Below are 21,617 nucleotides of genomic sequence, written 5' to 3' on the forward strand. Positions count from 1 at the left end.
CCATGGCGTAAGCCAGTAAGACCCCTTAGAGATGATGAGGTTGATAGGTCAGAAGTGGAAGTGTGGCGACACATGGAGCGGACTGATACTAATCGGTCGAGGGCTTATCCTAAATTTCTTGAGTTTGAGTATGATGATATGATTTAGTTTTGAAAGAATCACCGATTCTTTTTAACAAGAAGGGACTATTCCCTTTTAGAATGAGTTTTACAAAGAGAAGCAAGGGATTTGCGGAAGTGACGATAGACTTGAAGGAGCGTACTCGCGTACGTGACTGAAAAGGAAAGAGGAAACTGACAAAAAAGCCCGACGCTTATCTGAAGTAAAAAATGTCTGGTGGCAATAGCAAAGAGGTCACACCCGTTCCCATGCCGAACACGGTCGTTAAGCTCTTTTGCGCCGATGGTAGTTGGGGGCTTCCCCCTGTGAGAGTAGGACGTTGCCAGGCATATGAGAAAGACACCTGAAAAGGTGTCTTTTTTGCGTAGAAAGAAAAGCGCAAAAGAGCTACGCTTCGGCAGGAGCGAGCCAAATAAAAAAGTAATCATATGAAACGAGCACAATAAAAAAAGAACAACAAGAAAAAGACATCGAAGAGAAAGCAGCGTACATCCCCCTGTGAGACGAAAGAGTTGTTTTCGTGAAGCCTCATGGGAAGCATCGGGAACCCATCAACAAGAGGAACCCCCTCGAAGAAAACCACCGTGGAGCAGTAGGACGTTGCCAGGCAATCAGAAGACACCTGAAAAGGTGTCTTTTTTTTTTGTAGAAAGAAAGGCGCAAGAGAGCTGGAATCTTGAGAGAGATGAGACACTAATTACAAGTGTGGTCTTAAAGGAACCCACATAAGCAGTAGAGAGCTTATTAAAGAATAAAGCTAATCATAGGGGATTAATACTAGACATCACCCGTTTCATGGCATAAGAGGCTTGTAAACGACTTTTAAATGAATCAGGCTTTCGACCTCGATAATAAGTTAGGTTAGCGTTGAAGTAATTTAGTGAGAACAACATGTTGACTATCTTTTTCTACAAGGTCTAAGAAATTCTTAATGAACGGCATTTCGTCGCAATCCAATGTATGCAGTCTTTCTCCCCACCATTCTGTTTCATAGCGACAAATCATGCTGAGATTGTAGAGAACAAGATAGTAGACCATTAAAGTGGGAAGCTTCATGTACTCTGTTTTGGCTGAATGGAGAGCATATGTGTTTTCATTTACAAATAAAAGAGGACTAATGTTTCGTTCTTTTAGTACATCAATAGGGTGTAAGACAATAGTTTCCCTCTGTTCACTAATGTTTAACGAATGGTTGTACCCATAGCTAATTAAATAATCCTTAAAACGTTCAGCTGTCATATGGTAAGCATCAAGCACACTAGAAGGAAATGTGAGTGTTTGATTTTCGTGAAGCGTTCCGTAGTAATAAGGTTGTTCAGAAAGCAGATGAACAAAAGCATCTTGCATCGGTGGTAGTTGTTTAAATAAGAGAGCCATGGAGTATTTATCAGAATATTGATTTGGTTTCATGTGAAACATTTTTTGCATTAGATGTGGAAACAAACCATCTTGTTGTACTTTTACTTCATCGGCTAAAAACGAATAGCCTTGCTTTTTTCTTTTTCGTGTTGAGACACCGTGAGACAATACAGATGATTTTGCTGGGTAGTCTGGGTCGTATTTAAGAATGCAGGCTTTTAGAAGCTGAGAGACTCCGTAAAATAAAAGCATCGGCTTTATCGCTACAGGAGCTTGTTTAGCCTGAGTGTAGTAAAGCTGACCATGTTGAATATGATACATAAATCGGTAAGAATTCATGTAGCTCTTTGAAGAGGCAACATCTTCTTTTTCAATAAGCTGGTACTGTTCTTTTAGAAAATCTTGTGTAAAGCTGGCCGATTCGAAAAAGGTAAAATCATTCATAGAGGGATCCATCCTTATGTATAGTGAATTCAGAAAAGTGCTACTTAAACCCTTGTCTTGACAGTAGTTTGCCCAGTTGATAAGCTACTAATAATATTTTCTGGCTTTTTTAAGGGGGCAAATACGATGTGGGACGATAAATTTAAAAAAGAAGGCTTAACATTTGATGATGTTTTGCTTTTACCGGCTAAATCTGAAATTCTTCCAAGAGATGTTTCAGTCGCAACAAAGTTAAGTGATAATGTAAAGTTAAATATTCCAATTTTAAGCGCTGGGATGGATACGGTAACGGAATCGGAAATGGCTATTGCGATTGCTCGTGAAGGTGGTATGGGGATTATTCACAAGAATATGTCCATTGAAGAGCAAGCGGAACAAATTGACAAAGTCAAACGTTCAGAAAGTGGTGTTATTACAGATCCATTTTTCTTAACGCCGGATCGACAAGTATTTGATGCTGAGCACTTGATGGGTAAATATCGTATCTCAGGTGTACCTATCGTAAACGAATCTCAACACTTAGTAGGGATTCTTACAAATCGCGACTTACGCTTTATTGAAGACTATTCCATTAAAATTGATGATGTTATGACGAAGGAAGGTCTTGTTACAGCCCCGGTTGGAACGACTTTAGAAGAAGCAGAGAAAATTTTACAAAAATATAAGATTGAAAAATTACCACTTGTTGATGATGAAGGTGTGTTAAAAGGGTTAATTACCATTAAAGATATTGAAAAAGTAATTGAATTCCCTAACTCAGCTAAAGACAAGCAAGGTCGTCTTCTTGTAGGTGCAGCCATTGGTGTGTCTGCAGATGCTGATGTTCGTATTGAAGCGGTTGTAAAAGCAGGTGCCGATGCAATTGTCATTGATACTGCACACGGTCATTCACAGGGTGTGTTAAATAAAGTAGCTGATGTAAGAGCTAATTATCCTGACCTAACCATTATTGCAGGGAATGTTGCTACTGCTGAAGGCACAAAGGCATTGATTGAAGCTGGAGTTAGTGTAGTGAAAGTGGGAATTGGTCCAGGGTCTATTTGTACAACACGTATTGTTGCTGGAATTGGTGTTCCGCAAATTACCGCAGTGTATGATTGTGCGACCGAAGCAAGAAAACATGGTGTACCAATTATTGCTGATGGTGGGATTAAGTACTCTGGAGATATTACTAAAGCATTAGCTGCTGGTGGACATGCTGTAATGCTTGGTAGCTTGCTGGCAGGTGTTTCTGAGAGCCCTGGTGAGACTGAAATCTATCAAGGTCGTCAATACAAAGTTTATCGAGGCATGGGTTCCCTGGGAGCAATGGAAAAGGGAAGTAAAGATCGTTATTTCCAGGAAAATAATCAAAAGCTCGTTCCAGAAGGTATTGAAGGACGTACATCTTATAAAGGACCGTTAGCAGATACGGTTCACCAGTTAGTTGGTGGTGTTCGTGCTGGTATGGGTTACTGTGGAACGGCTACATTAACAAATTTAAGAGAAGAAGGCCAATTTGTCCGGATCACTGGTGCAGGCTTAAAAGAGAGCCACCCACATGATGTACAAATAACAAAAGAAGCGCCAAATTATTCGTTATAATCGACAAACTTTTGACCAATAGATAGGGACTTCCCTATCTATTTTTTTGTATGTTAGCATGATACAATAAGAAACATGTGTAGAAATAGTGGAGGTGTCATTTTTGAAAAGAAATAACCGAGCGAAGTGGGCAAGAATGTCTTTGTTGTTCACGTTGGTTTTAGCTCTAGTAACAGTACCTTATCAAAAAGCAGATGCAAATACAATTAATGTTGATGCGTCGGCTGCAATTATGATAAATGGAGATACAGGTCAAATCCTTTATGAAGATAATATAGATGAGCAGTTAGCTATCGCAAGTATGACAAAAATGATGACTGAGTATTTATTATTTGAAGCGATTGAAGAAGGCCAAGTTTCTTGGGATGATACTGTTCAAATTGAAGATCATTTATATCCTTTATCTCATCAGGGCGGTCTTTCAAATGTAATGCTACGCTCAGATTATGATTATACGGTGAAGGACCTTTATGAATCAATGGCTATCTATTCTGCAAATGCGTCAACAATGGCACTTGCTTCTCATATTGCTGGATCAGAATCGGCATTTGTTCAGCAAATGAATGAAAAAGCAGCAGAATTAGGTCTTGATCATTATGACTTTGTTAACTCAAGTGGATTACCGAATTCTAGTTTAGATGGTCATCATCCAGACGGGACCCCAGCAGATGCGGAAACAACTATGTCTGCTCGTTCTGTTGCACAACTTGCTTTTCATCTTTTAAATGACTACCCGGAAGTATTAGAAACAGCAAGTATTCCTTTTGCTGAATTTCAAGCGGGACCAGATGAAACCGTGAATATGCCAAACTGGAATCAAATGTTACCAGGTATGAGTCATGAATATGAAGGCGCAGATGGATTAAAAACGGGTACAACCGATGCTGCTGGGAACAGTTTTACAGGAACAGCCTTACGAGATGGTACACGACTGATCACCGTTGTAATGAATGCAGGAGATCCACAAATTAGAACTGAACGTTTTGATGAAACAGCAAAATTGTTTGATTATGGATTTGATCAGTTCGAAGACATTACTGTTGTGGAAGAAGGCCAAGAGCCCGAAGACAATACGTTTACTGTTAGTGGCGGGAAAGAAACAGAGGTCTCAGTCGTCACTTCTGAAAACTTGAATGTATCAACCCAAAAAAATGCAAATCAGGACTACACGCTTGAAGTCGTCCTTGATGAAGAGCTCTTGAATGAAAACGGAGAACTTGTCGCACCAATAAGCGAAGGCGAGCGTATTGGTACGTTAAAAGTGAACTTTGATGATCCAACGGAATACATTCAAGGAACACAGTTAAGTGGAGTTGCATTAGTTGCAACAGAAGATATCGAAGAAGCTGGTTGGTTTACAATGTCTATGAGAGGTATCGGTTCATTCTTCTCAAGCATGTGGACGAGTCTTACTGATACTGTATCTGGTTGGTTTAATTAAGAAAATGAAAGAAGCAGTTCTATTGTGGCTGCTTCTTTTTTCACTATTCGGGTACGTAAATGAAAGAGGGAGTTGATAAAATGAAAGTGGCATTGTATCAAGGGGACATCGAACTTGGTGATGTGAAGAAAAATAGTGAACGTGTTGCAGCGTGGATGAAACAGCTTTGTAAAGAGAAAAGTGTGAATTGTGTTATTTTACCCGAATTATGGTCTTCAGGTTATGCGTATGATCAATTAGAGCAGATAGCGTCTCAAGAAGAAGAAACAAAAGCCTTTATGGTTGAACTTGCTAACACGCATAAGGTGCATATAATTGGAGGATCAATCGTTACAAAAAGAGAAAATAAGTTTTACAATACAGCTCTTGTTTATAACAAAGAAGGGGCATTGATTAATCAATATGATAAAGTGCATTTAGTGCCAATGCTAAACGAACCCGACTTTTTTGCAGCTGGCCAAGAACCGCCTCATTTGTTTACTTTAGATGGGTTAACGATAGGCACAATGATTTGCTATGACCTACGTTTTCCTGAATTAGCAAGAAAACTAACGTTAGCAGGTGCAGATGTGTTAGTCATTCCAGCTGAGTGGCCAAGAGCAAGAACCGCTGTATGGCGTACGTTGCTTCAAGCACGAGCGATTGAGAACCAAGTATACGTTATTGGCGTTAACCGAATAGGTTCTGATACCCAAACTGCCTACGGTGGTCATTCAGTGGTCATTCGTCCAAGTGGTGATGTAATAGAAGAAGCAACTGAAGATGAAGGAACAATTCTTGCAACGTTAAAGAAAAAGGAAGTTGAACAGATTAGAGAAGATATTCCATTATTAAAAGATCGTAAACCTTCTCTTTATTGAGAGAGATAGCTGCAAAATAGGGAGGGTAAATCCGTGTTAACGTTAAATGAAATCATGAAATTAGATATCATGAAGCCTGCTACCATTAAAACAGCTGTTAATCATGTAGGCAATAAACAAGTGGAGTGGGTCTCTATAACCGAGGCACCAGTAGAGAACTTTATACGTAAACACGAACTTGTTCTAACAACAGGTATTGGTTACGGTCATGATCCAAAACAATTTTATGAGTTTGTATCTGATGTGATTAAATCTGAAGCTGCTGCGTTAGCGGTAGCAACAGGTCGTTATATATTTGAATTATATGAAGATGCGAAAGCATTAGCAGAAGAACATGAATTACCCATTCTATTTTTGCCATGGGAAATACGATTTGCTGACCTAACACAAGCGGTTACTGCTCGCTTGTTAGATCAGAAGCAAGAGCACCTTCAATTTACGCAACATATTCAACAAGAATTACTCTCCCTTACTCTTGCAGGCAATCGTTTGTCAACTATTGCTGACCATGTTTCAAACTGTATGGCAGTACCCATTGTGATAACAGATCATGCCGGTACATTGAAGGGAAAAAGTCATCTCGTTTCCCATTCATTTGAAAAGAAAGTACGACATGCAGTAAACGATGTGAGAGCATTTGATTTCTCAAGCGAACACCATCCTCTTGAAAGCAAAATTCAAGAAATTGTTGTGGAAAAGGATACGTTATACGTATTACCAATTATCCAAACAAATCATGATATTCAAGGCTATATGTTCACAACGCCATTAAGTGAATCAGACAAGGTGGATGAACAAAGCTTTTTCATCATTTTAGAGCATACAGTAACGGCCGCGGCTTTTTGGTTCTTACAGGAAAACGCTGTTCAAGAGGCGGAGGCACGAATTCGAGACAATTTTGTTGCCGATTTAGCTAATGGCATTCACTCAAAACCTTTATATGCAAAAGCACGTGCATTTGGCTACAATTTGCATTTATCTTATCTTGCAATCGTTGGCTTTCCCCATAATTTCGAGACGTTATTTTCGAAAATTGGTCAAACGGCTACTTATGAAGAATGGTTATCGAGTATGATTCATTACATTGAGGAAGAAATTTATTTTGCAGGTTCAACGATTGAACGAGGGTGTATGTCAACTTTTTTAGATGGTCAATTAATCATCTTCCTAGAAGTTTCTGCTGAAGATTATAAAGCAACGGTCAATAGTTTTTTGGACTTATTATACCGAAGATTGGATCATTTATTACCTGATGTTGAACTTACTTGGGCAATAGGAGATGCAGCCATTGAGCCCAATAGATTTGCAGCTCGTTTTGCAGAAGCCAAGCAAGCCCTGCAATTAGGTTTGGGTCGACTTGGTAAAGGAAGTCGAATTTATTTCAGCGATACGAAAATTGATCGAGTCATGTATAAAATTGGAACAGTTGATGAAATTCAAGAATTAATCAAAGGATACGTTCAACCGCTTATTGATTATTCGATAATGAGAGAAATTGATCTACTTGAAACCTTTATAGTATACCAGCGAAATCAAAATAAAGTGTCACAAACAGCCCGTGTTTTACACCTTCACCGTCAATCTTTATTATATCGACTTAGAAAAATTGAAACCATTACAGGTTTATCTCTTGCAAATCCTGATAACCTTTTTTTGTTGGATTTATGTATCCGTACGTATCAAATAAAGAAGAATATGGAGACACCTCAGATGTAGGTGTTTTTTTTATGGAATAAGATCTGACGCTCAGAATCCTTGCGACTAAAGGAAAAAAGGGAATGGAGAGAAAAATGTATAATGAATATACCTAATTTTCATACATTTTTTCCATTACGTTCAATAGAGGGTCTCTATATACTGTAAGTAGAGATTAGCTTGCATCTTTAAGGAGGCCAGAAAATGTTCCCGTTCACGTTAGAGGAGTTTCAAGCACGAATTGCGAATACAAAAAAGAAGATGGAAAAAAGGGGTATTGATGTCTTACTTATAACGGATCCAGCTAATATGAATTACCTCTCTGGTTTTAACGGCTGGTCCTTTTATGTTCATCAAATGTTAGTCCTACTCATTGATGAAGAACAGCCCATATGGCTTGGTAGAGGAATGGATGCAAATGTTGCGAAGCAGACAACATGGCTTATGCATGAACGGATCATCTCTTATCCCGACTATTTTGTCCAGTCTCGAGAAGAGCACCCAATGGATTTTATCGGCAAGGTTCTTTCCGATATTGGTCAATCGAATCGATCCATTGGTGTTGAGATGGATACGTATTACTATACTGCTCAAGCTCATCATCGCTTAAAAGAAGCTTTACCAAATGCAACTTTTGTCGATGCTACCAACCTCGTAAACTGGGTCAGAATCATAAAATCAGAGCAAGAGATCCATTATATGAAGCAAGCGGGAAAGATTGCTGCTAAAGCTATGTATGCAGGTATGAATGCCATTCAAGCCGGTGCAAGAGAATGTGATGTTGTTGCTGATATTTACCATGCACAACTCTCAGGAACGGATGAAGGTGGTGGGGATTACCCAGCTATTGTTCCGTTGTTACCTGCTGGAATAAAAACAGGTGCTCCACATATTACATGGACGGATCAACGTTATCCTAGTGAAGAAACGGTTATCATTGAACTAGCAGGTTGTCATCAGCGCTACCATGCTCCTTTAGCCCGAACGATTACAATTGGAAAACCACAGCAGCGTGTTTCAGATGTAGCAGACATTGTTGTAGAAGGGTTGAACGAAGTGATGGCATTTATTAAACCTGGCGTAACGTGTGAACAAGTAGAGGCAGTCTGGCAAAAAACTATTAATCGATATGGACTAAAGAAGGAGTCTCGCTTAGGTTATTCAACAGGTTTGAATTATCCACCGGATTGGGGTGAGCATACTGCAAGCTTACGAAAAGGGGATCAGACAGAATTAAAAGAGAATATGGCGTTTCATGTGATTCCTGGTATGTGGTACGAAGATTTTGGCGTCGAGATTAGTGAATCGATTCGGATCACAAAGGATAGTTGTGAGCTTCTTGCAGATTTTCCTAGACAGTTATTATCGAATACGTCGATTGACTCTGCATCGTAATCAAAAATAAGGGGATGAGAGATTTGACAGAACAACACAAACCGACAATAGCAACCCAAGCCGTTTGGGCAGGAGAAAAAGAGTATCTTGTACATGGCGCAACTCAAGTGCCAGTTATACCTAGCGTTGCATTTGGTTATGACGACATGGATGAGTGGTATGAAGTTGCAATTGGACGCAAAAAAGGTCATATATATGGACGAAATACAAATCCAACTGTGCAAGCATTTGAAGATAAAGTTAAAGTATTAGAAGGTGCTAACGCGGCGACGAGTTTTTCTACGGGAATGGCCGCCATTTCTAACACGTTATATACCTTTCTTCGCCCTGGTGATCGTGTTGTGACAATTAAAGATACGTATGGGGGAACGAATAAAATTTTTACAGAATTTTTGCCAAACATAGGTGTGGATGTGCAGTTTTGTGAAACTGGCAATCATGAACAACTAATAGAAGAAACCGCAAAAGGGTGTAAAATTTTATATTTAGAAACACCGACAAATCCAACTGTGAAAATTACGGATATAAAGAAATGTGCCCAAGCAGGCCATCAAGCAGGAGCATTAGTGGTTGTCGATAATACATTCGCTACCCCAGTTAATCAAAATCCGTTGCAACTTGGAGCCGATCTTGTTCTGCATAGCGCTACGAAATTTTTAGGTGGTCATGCAGACGCATTAGGCGGTGTCGTCGTAGGCTATGATCATGCCCTGATCGAAGCCATCTATCATTACCGTGAAATTAACGGTGCAACGATGGATCCATGGGCCGCTTACCTTCTATTGCGTGGTATGAAAACGTTAGATCTGCGAGTAAAGAGACAGGCAGAAACAGCAATGAAGCTCGCAACGTATTTAAAGACAGTTGAAGGGGTAGAACAAGTCTTTTATCCAGGTCTTGAAGACCATCCAAATCATACTATTGCAAAAGAACAAATGTCAGGCTTTGGTGGTATGTTGAGTTTTGCTGTTACTGGAGGAGTGGATACAGTTCGTCATTTATTGCCGAAATTACAGTATGCTAACCGAGCGGCTAATTTAGGTGCTGTAGAGACGACAGTAGGTCCTGCAAGAACAACAAGTCACGTGGAATGTACACCAGAAGAGCGTGCAGCCATGGGCATACCAGAAGGGCTCATACGTGTATCATGTGGGATTGAAGATGCAGATGATATTATTCAAGATTTTAAACAAGCATTTAAGGCAGTGGAAGTAGGCGTTTAAGGTGGAAGTGTTAAAAGCATATGCCCTTAAAATGGAAGATCAGCTTATTGAGTGGCGACGTCATTTGCATCGATACCCCGAATGTAGTTTTCAAGAAAAAGAAACCTCTGCTTTCGTCAAAAAGCAACTAGAAAACATACCGGGAATGACCGTTTTTCAGTCAAACGTTGGCTATGGGGTAGTAGGGACACTATCGAATGGGGTTGGACCAACCATTGCTTTACGTGCAGATATGGACGCATTACCCATTCATGAGGAGGCAGATGTCTCCTTTTCTAGTGAACATCCAGGGATAATGCATGCGTGTGGTCATGATGCTCACACGGCTATTTTACTAGGTGCTGCAACGTTGCTTGCAGAACAAATCAATCATACATCAGTAACAGGTACAATCAAATTTGTGTTCCAGCCAGCAGAAGAATCGACGGACGAAACGAATAGATCAGGTGGATTGTATTTAGTAAAAGAAGGTGTGTACGACGATGTTGATATGGCATTCGCTCTCCACATGTGCCCGTGGCTCACACCCGATGCCATTCAAGTCTACAAAGGACCAGCGATGGGCAGCTTCGATGTGTTTAAAGGAACGATAAAAGGGACTGGTGGACATGGCGCATATCCTCACTTAGGAACAGATCCAGTCTGGCTTCTATCTCAAGTTTTGCCTGCATTATATAGTTTACAAAATAGACTCGTTTCGCCGTTAGAAGCGGCTATATTAAGTATAGGCATTGTTCAAGGTGGAAGGGCTAACAATGTGATTCCGTCAGAGGTATACGTGGAAGGAACCATCCGTTGTTACTCGGCAGCTACACGAACCTACTTAATAAATGAAATTAGAAAAGCGTTTACACTAGCTAATGTATTCGGGGGAGAAGGAACTTGCCTAATAGAGTCTGGTGAGCCTGCTCTTGTAAATAACGGTGAGGCTATTGATGTCATTGTCGACACCGCTAAAGCGCTTTACCCAAATGATCGTATCGTGGATGCTCCCTATGGTATGGGGAGTGAGGATTTTGCCTATACAGCAGAAAAGACGCGAGCAGCTATGTTCTTTTTAGGATGTAAACCAGAACATGGTCAATATGATTTACACACGCCGCTTTTTCAAATTGATGAAGCTTGTCTGAAGAAAGGGGCGACATTGCTAGCTTCAACAGCGTTGGCTGCATTACAAGGAGGAATTGACAATGAAGCTTAAATTAGCATTACTCGGGTTTGGAGTGGTCGGGCAAGGCCTTGTGGAGCACCTAATTCAACATGGTGAGAAGGCCAAAAAAGAGGTTGGTTTTCATCCAGTGGTTGTTGCCATCTCTGATTTTAAGAAGGGATCTCTCTATGATCCGGAGGGTCTTGATTTAGAGCTACTACTTCATACATTAGAAACCACAGGTTCCCTTGAAGATTATCCTCAGTCAAAAGGTTTAATTCGTGATCTTGATGCCATTGCAACCATTATTGAAAGCAACGCAGATGTCATTGTTGAAGCTACTTATACAAATGTAAAAACAGGAGAGCCAGCTATCACTCATTGTAAGACTGCATTTCAACATAAAAAGAGCGTTGTGATGACGAATAAAGGCCCTATCGCTCTTGCATTAAAAGAGCTTGAGAGTCTAGCAAAAGAAAACAACGTGTTTCTTGGCTATGAGGGAACTGTTATGAGCGGAACGCCGTCATTACGACTTCCAAAGACAACATTAATTGGAAATAAAATTACGAAGATTAGTGGAATTTTAAACGGCACAACCAATTATATGATTACACAAATGGAAAAAGGCTTTTCGTATGAAAGTGCCTTAAAGGAAGCACAAGAAAAAGGATATGCAGAGGCAGATCCAACGAATGATGTAGAAGGTTACGATGCCATGTACAAAGTCGTTATCCTAGCAAATGCTGTCATGGGTAAGGATATTACTGTAGAACAAGTGGAGCGAGAAGGGTTAAATACTTTAACTCGAGAGGCTATCTTAGCGTCAAAGGAAAAGCAATCATGTTGGAAGATGCTCGGAACGGTGGAAGAACGAGAAAACGGTGTTGTACACGCATCTGTGAAGCCCGTTGAAATTCCTCTTACTCATCCTTTAGCAAGCATTGGCGGGGCAACAAATGCCATTACGTATTCATGCAATATGTCTGGTGATATTACGTTAACAGGAGCTGGGGCAGGGAAAAGAGAAACCGGGTATGCTCTTTTTATTGACTTAATTTACTGTCATCTGCACGTGCAAAGTCAATCAAATACGACGATGATAAATTAGGAGGTTATTCCTATGAAGGTAGATTTGAAGCGTCAGAAAATGTTTGTAGCAGGTGACTGGGTTGAACGGGAACGTGTACTGGAAGTACGCAACCCAGAAGATGATGATTTAATTGCAGTTGTTCCGCGTGCCTCCCGAAAAGATATGGAAGAAGCAGTAGAGTTAGCAAAGAAAGGTGCTCAAGTATCTGCACATTTACCTGTATATAAGCGAATGAATATTTTAAACAAAGCAGCTGATTATGTAGAGACACACAAAGAAACGTATGCTAAAACAATCGCTCTAGAGGGCAGTAAGACGATTACAGAAGCAAGAAAAGAAGCTGGCCGATGTGTGGAGACGTTGCGGTTGTCAGCAGAGGAAGCGCGAAGAGTAACAGGTGAAACCATACCGTTTGACCAATCTGAGGGGGGAGTTGGACGATTCGGGTATTATGAACGAGTCCCGTTAGGCATTATTGGTGCCATTACGCCATTCAACGATCCGTTAAACTTAGTTGCTCATAAGATTGGTCCAGCAATTGCTTCTGGAAATGCGATTGTTGTAAAACCAGCAACAGCAACGCCTCTTAGTGCTCTCTTTCTAGCAGAAGCATTTGATTATGCAGAGCTACCAAAAGGGATTCTCTCTGTTATTACTGGTATAGGATCTGAGGTTGGTCAAGTATTAATGACTCATCCAGATGTACGGATGATTTCATTTACAGGTGGGATGGAAGCTGGATTAAAGATTGCCAATCAAGCAGGATTAAAAAAGAAAAGCATGGAACTTGGTTCAAATTCTCCTGTTATCGTACTTGAGGATGCTTCACTCGAAGAAGCTATACCTTCATGTGTAAGTGGTGCTTTTTGGGCTGCAGGGCAGAACTGCATCGGTGTGCAGCGGATTTATATTGATCAATCCATTTATAAAGAGTTTAAAGATCAATTTGTGAAAGAGACAAAGCAGTATCGTCTTGGTCCAAAGCTTGATGAATCAACGAGTATGGGACCGTTGATTAATGAAAAAGAAGCAAAGCGTGTGGCCTTTATGGTGGAAGATGCAGAGCGGACAGGTGCAACCATTCTTACAGGTGGCAAACGAGATGGGGCTTTTTATGAGCCTACTGTGCTTGAAAATGTTCCAGAAGATTGTCATTTAGGAAGAGAAGAAGTATTTGGCCCTGTTGTTTTGCTCTATTCTTTCCAAACCCTTACAGAGGCCATAGAAAAAGCGAATCAAACAGACTACGGTTTACAAGCTGGTCTTTTTACGAAAGATTTACATCGCGCTTTTACCCTTATTAAGCAACTTCACGTTGGTGGTGTGATGATTAACGATAGTACAGACTTTCGCATTGATGGGATGCCATTTGGCGGTACAAAACAATCAGGTGTGGGGCGGGAAGGTGTGAAATTTTCTATACACGAAATGACTGAAGAGAAAGTGATTTGCTTTAAGCTTGCTTAGAAGACAGTAAAAGGATTGAAGGGAATAGCCTTCAATCCTTTTTTGTATAAAGGTGGAAATGGTGCTTAACGTGTGGATGAGAAAGCCTGTTTCTTTAAAACCTGTTATAGGCGTTATCATGAGAAAATATGGTCTGGTTTGGTTTTTGTCATTATGAACAGAACATGTTAAACTAATGAGAATTAACAGAAAAGATCAAAAAAGGAGAACATCTATGAAGAAATTAGTCGGAACGATAACGGTTGCAGGAGCAGTACTTGTATTAGCAGCCTGTGGAAATAATGAAACATCAGGCGGAGAAACAAATTCAACAACGAATGATGGAAATACGGAAATCGTTACATACGATATTGCGACAGATAACAATTTTGTTCCATTTGAATTTATTGATTTAGAAACAAATGAGTTAACCGGTTTTGACATTGAATTGATGGAAGCGATTGCAGAGGAATCGGGATTCGAAGTGAATTTTCATCAAATGGATTTTAGTGGCGCTCTGTCAGGAATTGAACAAGGATCCTATGATGCAGCCATAAACGGCATGAGCATCACAGAAGAACGCAAGCAGAATATTGATTTTTCTGATCCATATTACGAGTCAGGTCTAGTGTTGGCCGTTGCACAGGACGATGATACAATTCAGTCCATTGATGATCTCACTAGTGATCATAAAGTTTCTACTAGACTATCTTCCACAAGTCAAACGTATCTTGACGAACAGACAGATGCAGAGGTTGATGCGTATCCGGAAATTACAGAGGCCTATCAAGCATTAATTGCTGGTCACGTCGATGCGGCACTTTATGATATGCCGAATGTACAATATTTCATTCAGCAGCAAGGAGAAGGCTCAATGAAGATTGTAGGTGATTTGTTAACAGGTGAAGATTACGGTATTGCTTTTCCAAAAGGGTCTGATTTGGTTGACGATGTCAATGAAGCATTAGCGACGTTGATGGAAAATGGCACATACGGAGATATTTACGAAACCTATTTTGGAGAAAGACCTGAAGGAATGTAATTGAAATCGAGTTGCTCATACAACAAGGTGAGCAACTTTCTTAATTGAAAGGAAGAGGTAGAATGGATTTTGATTTTGGTGCCTTTCCATTTTTAGTAGAAGGGTTAAAGTTAACAATTATTATTACGCTAGTTGGTGTGTTTTTTGGAAGCATCATTGGTTCCTTAGTAGGTCTTATGAAACTTTCTCGCTTCAAGCTGATAAAAGCTGTTGCAGTAGTTTTTGTAGAAATTATTCGAGGTACACCGCTATTAGCACAAATCTTCTTTATTCACTTTGGGATTCCTGGTATTTTTGGTGTCCGGTTCGATCCACTATACACAGGAATTTTTGTTATTGCGATTAATTCAGGCGCATATATTGCCGAAATTGTCCGTGGGGCGATACAATCAATTGATAAGGGACAGATGGAAGCAGGGCGTTCTTTAGGTTTAACAGGAACACAGACGATGCGGCATATTGTATGGCCACAGGCAGTAAAAGTAATGATTCCTCCTTTTGGGAATCAATTTGTCATTAGTTTAAAAGATACATCGCTCTTATCAACGATTGCTGTTGCAGATCTGATGTATCAAAGTAGAACCTATACCGGAATTTCCGCATCTTATTTTGATACATACTTACTCGTTTGTTTATTTTACTTAGCTATAACGATACCAGCTTCTATTTTATTACGTTATATAGAACGGAGACTTGACCACTAATGATTACTGTAAAGAATTTATATAAAAGCTTCGGAAAAAATGAAGTGTTAAAAGGGATTTCAACAACCATTCACGAAAAGGAAGTTGTGTGTGTGATTGGCCCATCGGGATCAGGAAAGAGTACTTTTTTGCGCTGTTTAAACCGGCTTGAAGAAATCACCTCTGGGGAAGTGTATATCGAACAGGAGAACATCGCTGATCCACGTACAGATTTAAATCGAATTCGTCAAGAAGTAGGGATGGTCTTCCAGCATTTCAACTTATTCCCTCATAAGACCGTTTTAGAAAATATTACACTTGCTCCACTCAAAGTGAAAAAGGCAAAAAAGGAAGAAGCGATTGATGTGGCATTGGCATTGCTTGAAAAAGTGGGTTTAAGTGACAAAGCCGATGATTATCCTGCAAGCCTGTCTGGCGGTCAAAAGCAACGAGTAGCGATTGCACGTGCGCTCTCCATGAATCCAAAAGTGATGTTATTTGATGAGCCCACATCAGCACTTGATCCAGAGCTTGTTGGCGATGTTCTCGGAGTCATGAAGGAGCTCGCTTTAGAAGGAATGACCATGGTCGTTGTGACGCATGAGATGGGTTTTGCACGAGAAGTAGGAGATCGAGTATTCTTTATGGATGACGGGAAGATTGTAGAAGAAGGCACGCCCCAACAACTATTTGATGAAACACAGCACGAACGGACAAAGACCTTTTTGAGTAAAGTGCTATAGAAAAAGAGACTGTGCGAAGGTAACATCGGGTAGTGGAACGGCATTAGTCAATCAGACCCTTTTTAAGGGTCTACTATTTTTTATTCAGTTAGCGTGATGTGTTGGATATCAAATCTTTGAGAGACCAATTATATGTTAGAAGTCAAAAAACCGTTGCAATAAGATTGAACAATTATTAAAATGACTGAATTATTATACATTTTAAGTTGATTGCGAAAAATTGCTTACAATGAATGGCATCTGTGACAATTCATTGTTAAAGAATGTACAAAAAGTGTTTAAACGGCTTGAGAAAGTACAAAGTCTTTAAGTACTAAGTGATTATTCTACTTAAAGATAAATAAGTCACATATTTTTTAATTAGAAAGGTAGCGTCTATGATATATGAAGACTTAATGAATAAATTAAATCAGCACGTTTCAAGAAACAAAAATTTACAAGAAACTACGAAGGAAATATTCAAAGATTATAATTGTGATCATATTTACACTCATAGTTTCAATGTAGCAAAATTAGCTAAAGAATTAGCTGAAATAAATAATTTGGATATTGAGGCTGCTTTTACTGCTGGATTGCTCCATGATATTAGCGGAATTATTCCAAATAACAAGCGGATTTCAATAGCAGAAGATATGAACATTCCTATTCTTGTAGAAGAAAGGAAGTTTCCATTGATAATTCATCAAAAAATTTCTGAAGTAATTGCAAATAAGATTTTTAACGTAAATAATAAGCAAGTTTTAAGTGCTATTGGATGTCATACTACTTTAAAGGTCAAATCAAGTAAATTTGATAATATTCTATTTGTTGCTGATAAAATAGAATGGGATCAAGCAGGTAGCCCACCATATTTGGAAAAAATTTTAGAATCAATTGATATCTCAATTTACCATGGGTCATATGCTTATATTAACTTCTTGATGAATCAAAAAGACCAACTAAAAGTAGTTCACCCTTGGCTTTTAGAAGCATATGGTGATCTAACTTATAAAATCGGTAAAGACACGAACGAAAACAATCTTAAGACCCTTATGTAGTCTCCAATAAAGAATGAAGAGATACGAAGCTTTATTGATAAACCAGTTAATGGGTCACCTTTTCTCCACGTCTTCCGAATAAATAAGCGCTATATCAAAAATGCTCCCTCCAACGGTTTCACTTTTCAGTGTTTACTTTGAAGGGAGCAAATTATAATTGTGTTCACGACACATCTTTTTACGATTTATGCTTATTTAAGAATATGCGGGCTCCATAGTGCCAGCTGTAATCTCTTCCATGTAGTGACATGCGCCTTTGTGGCCTTCCTTCATATCTTCAGTTGTACGAAGTTCAGGGTTTTCCGTACGACACTTGTCAGTAGCAAATGGACAACGTGTGTGGAAACGGCAGCCACTTGGTGGATCAATTGGTGAAGGAACGTCACCTTTTAAAATAATACGATCTTTTTTCGTATTAGGGTCCGTACTAGGAATGGCTGATAGCAATGCCTTTGTATATGGGTGTTGTGGATTATCAAACACAGACTTTTTATCGCCCATTTCAACGATTTTTCCAAGATACATAACGATCACTCGATCAGAAATGTGACGAACAACCCCAAGGTCATGTGAAATAAATAAATACGTTAATTTACGTTCTCTTTGTAGCTTTTTCAGCAAGTTAATAACTTGTGCTTGGATCGATACATCAAGTGCAGATACAGCTTCATCACAAATAATTAACTTAGGATTAACTGCTAACGCACGAGCAATTCCAACCCGTTGACGCTGGCCACCACTAAATTCATGAGGGAAGCGATCAATTTGGTGTTCACCTAAACCTACTGTTTTCATCAGTTCGCGAATAATACCATCATGCTCTCTAGCAGGTGCAATGTTTTGGATTGTTAACGCTTCTGATAGAACCTGTCTGACTGTCTGACGCGGATTAATGGATGCGTATGGATCTTGAAAGATAATTTGCATATCATCGCGCTTTTTCCGCATCTTTCCACGATTTAAAGAAAGAATATCTTCACCTTCAAATTCAACCATACCTTCAGTTGGTTCGTCTAAGCGAAGGATAGCACGGCCGGTTGTAGATTTCCCACAACCAGACTCCCCTACAATCGAAACTGTTTCACCTTCATTTAATTCGAATGAAATATCATCAACCGCTTTAACATGGTTGATTGTACGACCAAGGAAGCCGCCTTTTATCGGAAAATATTGTTTTAAATTAGCTACTTTTAGTAACGTATTCGGCACGAACATTCACCTCCGGACCTTCCCATTTGTCTGTATAAATCCAGCAACGTACTTGACGCCCATCTTCTTCTGTTTGCAATTCAGGAAGTTCTTTACAGATGTCACTTGCAAACGGACAACGTGGTGCAAAACGACATCCTTTTGGCATGTCAGCCGGTGCTGGTACAGAACCTTTAATAATGGTTAAATCTCCTTCAACATCTTCATCATGTTTCGGTAAGGAGTTCATGAGACCTACCGTATACGGATGTCTAGGGTTTTTAAATAAATCATTAATTGGTGCATATTCGACAACTTGTCCACCATACATAACGGCAACATTGTCACACGTTTCAGCGACGACACCAAGGTCATGGGTAATCATAATAACGGACATGCCTAATGTATGCTGTAGTTCTTTAATCAGTTCTAAGATCTGAGCTTGAATGGTAACGTCTAAAGCCGTTGTAGGCTCATCAGCAATAAGTAGCTCTGGTTTACATGCAAGGGCAATAGCAATCATAACCCGTTGACGCATACCACCTGAAAGTTCAAATGGATATTGATCAATACGCTTCTCAGGAGAAGGAATGCCTACGAGCTTAAGCATTTCAATTGAACGTTTACGCGCTTCTTTTTTTGATAAATTTTCATGAATTTGAAAGGACTCACTAATTTGACGGCCAACTGTAAACGTAGGGTTTAAAGAAGTCATTGGCTCTTGGAAAATCATTGAGATTTCATTTCCACGGATTTTTCTCATTTGTGCTGGTGATTTCTCGGATAAGTCTTCTCCTTTAAAAAGAATCTCTCCTCCAACAATTTTTCCTGGATGAGATAGCAAGTTTAAAATCGATAGAGAAGTGATACTTTTACCAGAACCAGATTCACCAACAATACCGATTGTTTTCCCTTTTTCAACATCAAACGTAACGCCATCAACAGCTTTTACTTCAAGCTGTTTAGTGAAAAAAGATGTACGCAAATCACGGACTTGTAGGATTGCATCTTTACTCAATCGTCTCACACCTTTCTACGATAAATTCTATTATTCTGTTTCAACTCTTTTATTTACAAGACGATAAGCAATGTCTACTAAGAACATAACAAGAACAAACAATAGGGAAGCAACTAGAATACCACCTTGCATAACAGGAAAATCACGGTTACTAATGGCATCAACAATCATTCTTCCCATGCCGTTAATCGCAAAAACACTTTCTGCTAGTACGGCTCCACCAAGTAAGCTACCGAAGCTCAAGCCTGTAACAGTAATAACAGGGATTAACGCATTTTTTAGAGCGTGCTGATAAATAACAACTTGTTCTTTTACCCCTTTTGCACGAGCTGTACGAATATAATCTTGATGAATGACTTCAAGCATACTTGAACGGGTCATTCTGGCAATGATTGCCGCACCAGAGATCCCTAGCATAAAGACAGGTAAAACGATCTGACTAAAGCTACCCCAGCCAGTAGGACTAAACCATTCAAAATTAATCCAGTTACCAAGAACCGGGACATTACCTAAAACAAACCATTGAATTAACACGAGACCAAGCCAGAAGTTCGGCATTGACATCCCGAATAGGGCAACAACCATAATCGCTGAGTCACGGAATGAACCGTGTTTAGTCGCTGCTAACACACCAGCAATAATGCCTAGGAAAATACTTAAAATAGTACTATAAAAAGCAAGTTCAACGGTTACCCAGATGCGGTCACCAATCATTTCTGATACAGGTAACCCACTACGTAAAGAATTACCTAAATCAAGCTGAACTAAATTAGTCATGTATCGAAAGTATTGAACAGGGTAAGGATCATTTAAGCCTAAACGTTCATTAACCGCTTCAATTTGTTGCGGTGTAGCTGATTCACCAGCAAGAACTTGGGCTGGGTCACCAGGAATAAAATGCATTAATGAGAAAACGAGTAATGTAACGCCAATAATGACGGGTATTAATTGAATAAGTCGACGTACGATAAATTTAAGCATTCTTACACCTCTCTTCTTAGCTTATTTTGTCGATTTCGGATCAAGTGCGTCTCGCAATCCATCACCAAATACATTGAAGGCAAGTACAAAGACAACAATGGCTAAACCAGGAGCATACGTTAAATGTGGAGCTTGGAACATGTACTCACGTCCTGTATTTAACATTGCACCCCATTCAGGAGATGGTGGAGCAGATCCTAAACCTAAGAAGGATAAGCCTGCAGCTGATAAAACGCCTGTAGCGATAGATAATGTAGTTTGAACAATTAATGGTGACATTGTATTTGGTAAAATATGTTTAAAGATAATTCGTGAATCTGACGCTCCAAGCGCACGAACGGCGTCAATATATTCTAATTTCTTTACTGCTAACGTTGACCCTCGAGCAATTTTTGCGAAGACCGGGAATGAGCTAACGGCAATGGCAAGAATGATATTATTCAAACCAGGTCCTAATGTAGCCACAATTGCTAATGCAAGAACAATACTAGGGAAAGCAATTAAAACATCCATAATACGCATAATAATAGTATCAATGAAGCCACCGTAATAAGCTGATACAATTCCTACTATGGTACCAACGGTTCCAGCAATTGCAACAGAGACAAAACCAATTTGAAAGGTAATGCTCATTCCGTGAAGAATTCTAGAAAATACGTCCCGACCATGATGATCGGTTCCAAACCAGTAATCTGCTGATGGACCTTGTAGACGGACTGCATAATCTTTGTCATCAATACCGTATGGAGCGAGCAGCGGTCCAATAAGTGCAATGATACCTAAGATGATAATAAGAGATCCACCGAAAACTGCAGATTTATTTGACAATAATCGGCCTAAAAAAGCTTTCCAGTTTCTAATCCAAGGCTTTTGAGGTTTTACTGGAATCTGCGCTTGGCTATTCGTTTCCTGAGACATGTCCAACTTCCTTTCTTTCTAAGCGTTATTCGCATCGTCTGATTATACACTAGCCTAATTTAGAAAAACAATCAGATTTTATAATCTTAATATAGTATTTTATAGGAAGAGTCCCATTACTTCAAAGGGAATTTTTAGATTTTCTCTAATAGTAGAGATTGTTTATTCACAATTCTATATAGAATCAATGAAACAAG

Annotated in this window: 18 protein-coding genes and 1 rRNA gene; 14 read left to right on the top strand and 5 right to left on the bottom strand. The window is 39.5% G+C overall.

The window, feature by feature from the left end; translation table 11 throughout:
- The first annotated feature begins 332 nt into the window (after positions 1-332).
- Positions 333-448 (top strand): 5S ribosomal RNA (gene rrf / locus E2L03_RS19365).
- Positions 449-981: 533 nt separating this feature from the next.
- On the opposite strand, the gene E2L03_RS19370 is transcribed toward rrf, so the two are convergent.
- A complete protein-coding gene (locus E2L03_RS19370; protein ID WP_166740384.1) occupies positions 982-1,923 on the bottom strand; it encodes a YaaC family protein in 942 nt (313 codons plus the stop codon).
- Positions 1,924-2,049: 126 nt separating this feature from the next.
- Here E2L03_RS19370 and guaB point away from each other — a divergent pair, with 126 nt between their 5' ends.
- From guaB to yqeK, 13 genes are all read left to right on the top strand, one after another.
- Complete coding sequence (guaB, locus tag E2L03_RS19375) at positions 2,050-3,507, top strand: IMP dehydrogenase (RefSeq protein WP_038484763.1); 1,458 nt, start codon at positions 2,050-2,052, stop codon at positions 3,505-3,507.
- Positions 3,508-3,601: 94 nt separating this feature from the next.
- Positions 3,602-4,948, top strand: coding sequence for a D-alanyl-D-alanine carboxypeptidase family protein (locus tag E2L03_RS19380; RefSeq protein ID WP_437183248.1), 1,347 nt, complete (start codon positions 3,602-3,604; stop codon positions 4,946-4,948).
- Between the two features lie 80 nt (positions 4,949-5,028).
- Entirely contained in the window at positions 5,029-5,808 is a 780-nt protein-coding gene (locus E2L03_RS19385; protein ID WP_038484765.1) for a carbon-nitrogen family hydrolase, read from the top strand.
- Positions 5,809-5,841: 33 nt separating this feature from the next.
- Positions 5,842-7,524 carry a PucR family transcriptional regulator gene (locus tag E2L03_RS19390; protein WP_095151069.1) on the top strand — a complete coding sequence of 561 codons (1,683 nt, stop codon included), beginning with the start codon at positions 5,842-5,844 and terminating at the stop codon, positions 7,522-7,524.
- Between the two features lie 183 nt (positions 7,525-7,707).
- Entirely contained in the window at positions 7,708-8,898 is a 1,191-nt protein-coding gene (locus E2L03_RS19395) for a M24 family metallopeptidase (RefSeq protein WP_038484771.1), read from the top strand.
- A 23-nt stretch (positions 8,899-8,921) separates the two neighbouring features.
- On the top strand, positions 8,922-10,121 hold the full coding sequence (locus tag E2L03_RS19400; protein WP_241741773.1) for a cystathionine gamma-synthase family protein: 1,200 nt from the start codon (positions 8,922-8,924) through the stop codon (positions 10,119-10,121).
- 1 nt (position 10,122) lies between these two features.
- A complete protein-coding gene (locus tag E2L03_RS19405; protein WP_243839551.1) occupies positions 10,123-11,322 on the top strand; it encodes a M20 metallopeptidase family protein in 1,200 nt (399 codons plus the stop codon).
- Positions 11,312-12,382 carry a homoserine dehydrogenase gene (locus E2L03_RS19410; protein ID WP_134260163.1) on the top strand — a complete coding sequence of 357 codons (1,071 nt, stop codon included), beginning with the start codon at positions 11,312-11,314 and terminating at the stop codon, positions 12,380-12,382. The genes E2L03_RS19405 and E2L03_RS19410 overlap by 11 nt, the downstream gene beginning before the upstream one ends.
- A gap of 12 nt (positions 12,383-12,394) precedes the next feature.
- Positions 12,395-13,831 (top strand): aldehyde dehydrogenase family protein, encoded by a 1,437-nt coding sequence (locus E2L03_RS19415; RefSeq protein WP_095151073.1) that lies wholly within the window; start codon positions 12,395-12,397, stop codon positions 13,829-13,831.
- Between the two features lie 214 nt (positions 13,832-14,045).
- Positions 14,046-14,852, top strand: coding sequence for a transporter substrate-binding domain-containing protein (locus E2L03_RS19420; protein ID WP_134260165.1), 807 nt, complete (start codon positions 14,046-14,048; stop codon positions 14,850-14,852).
- A 62-nt stretch (positions 14,853-14,914) separates the two neighbouring features.
- On the top strand, positions 14,915-15,556 hold the full coding sequence (locus E2L03_RS19425; RefSeq protein ID WP_038484786.1) for an amino acid ABC transporter permease: 642 nt from the start codon (positions 14,915-14,917) through the stop codon (positions 15,554-15,556).
- Positions 15,556-16,278, top strand: coding sequence for an amino acid ABC transporter ATP-binding protein (locus E2L03_RS19430; RefSeq protein ID WP_124742994.1), 723 nt, complete (start codon positions 15,556-15,558; stop codon positions 16,276-16,278). Before E2L03_RS19425 ends, E2L03_RS19430 begins: the two co-directional genes overlap by 1 nt.
- A 395-nt stretch (positions 16,279-16,673) precedes the next feature.
- Positions 16,674-17,315, top strand: coding sequence for a bis(5'-nucleosyl)-tetraphosphatase (symmetrical) YqeK (gene yqeK / locus E2L03_RS19435; protein WP_166740386.1), 642 nt, complete (start codon positions 16,674-16,676; stop codon positions 17,313-17,315).
- A gap of 195 nt (positions 17,316-17,510) precedes the next feature.
- Here yqeK and E2L03_RS19440 read toward each other — a convergent pair whose 3' ends face one another.
- From E2L03_RS19440 to E2L03_RS19455, 4 genes are read right to left on the bottom strand one after another with little or no spacing between them, the layout of a single operon-like run.
- A complete protein-coding gene (locus E2L03_RS19440) occupies positions 17,511-18,530 on the bottom strand; it encodes an ABC transporter ATP-binding protein (protein WP_038484792.1) in 1,020 nt (339 codons plus the stop codon).
- Complete coding sequence (locus E2L03_RS19445) at positions 18,496-19,530, bottom strand: ABC transporter ATP-binding protein (protein ID WP_038484795.1); 1,035 nt, start codon at positions 19,528-19,530, stop codon at positions 18,496-18,498. Before E2L03_RS19445 ends, E2L03_RS19440 begins: the two co-directional genes overlap by 35 nt.
- 21 nt (positions 19,531-19,551) lie before the next feature.
- Complete coding sequence (locus E2L03_RS19450) at positions 19,552-20,502, bottom strand: ABC transporter permease (RefSeq protein WP_038484798.1); 951 nt, start codon at positions 20,500-20,502, stop codon at positions 19,552-19,554.
- A 21-nt stretch (positions 20,503-20,523) separates the two neighbouring features.
- Positions 20,524-21,420, bottom strand: a complete 897-nt coding sequence (locus tag E2L03_RS19455; protein WP_055737758.1) for an ABC transporter permease — start codon at positions 21,418-21,420, stop codon at positions 20,524-20,526.
- Positions 21,421-21,617 lie beyond the last annotated feature (197 nt).

The organism is Shouchella oshimensis (genome assembly GCF_004375095.1).
Taxonomy (GTDB): Bacteria; Bacillota; Bacilli; order Bacillales; family Bacillaceae_D; genus Shouchella; species Shouchella oshimensis.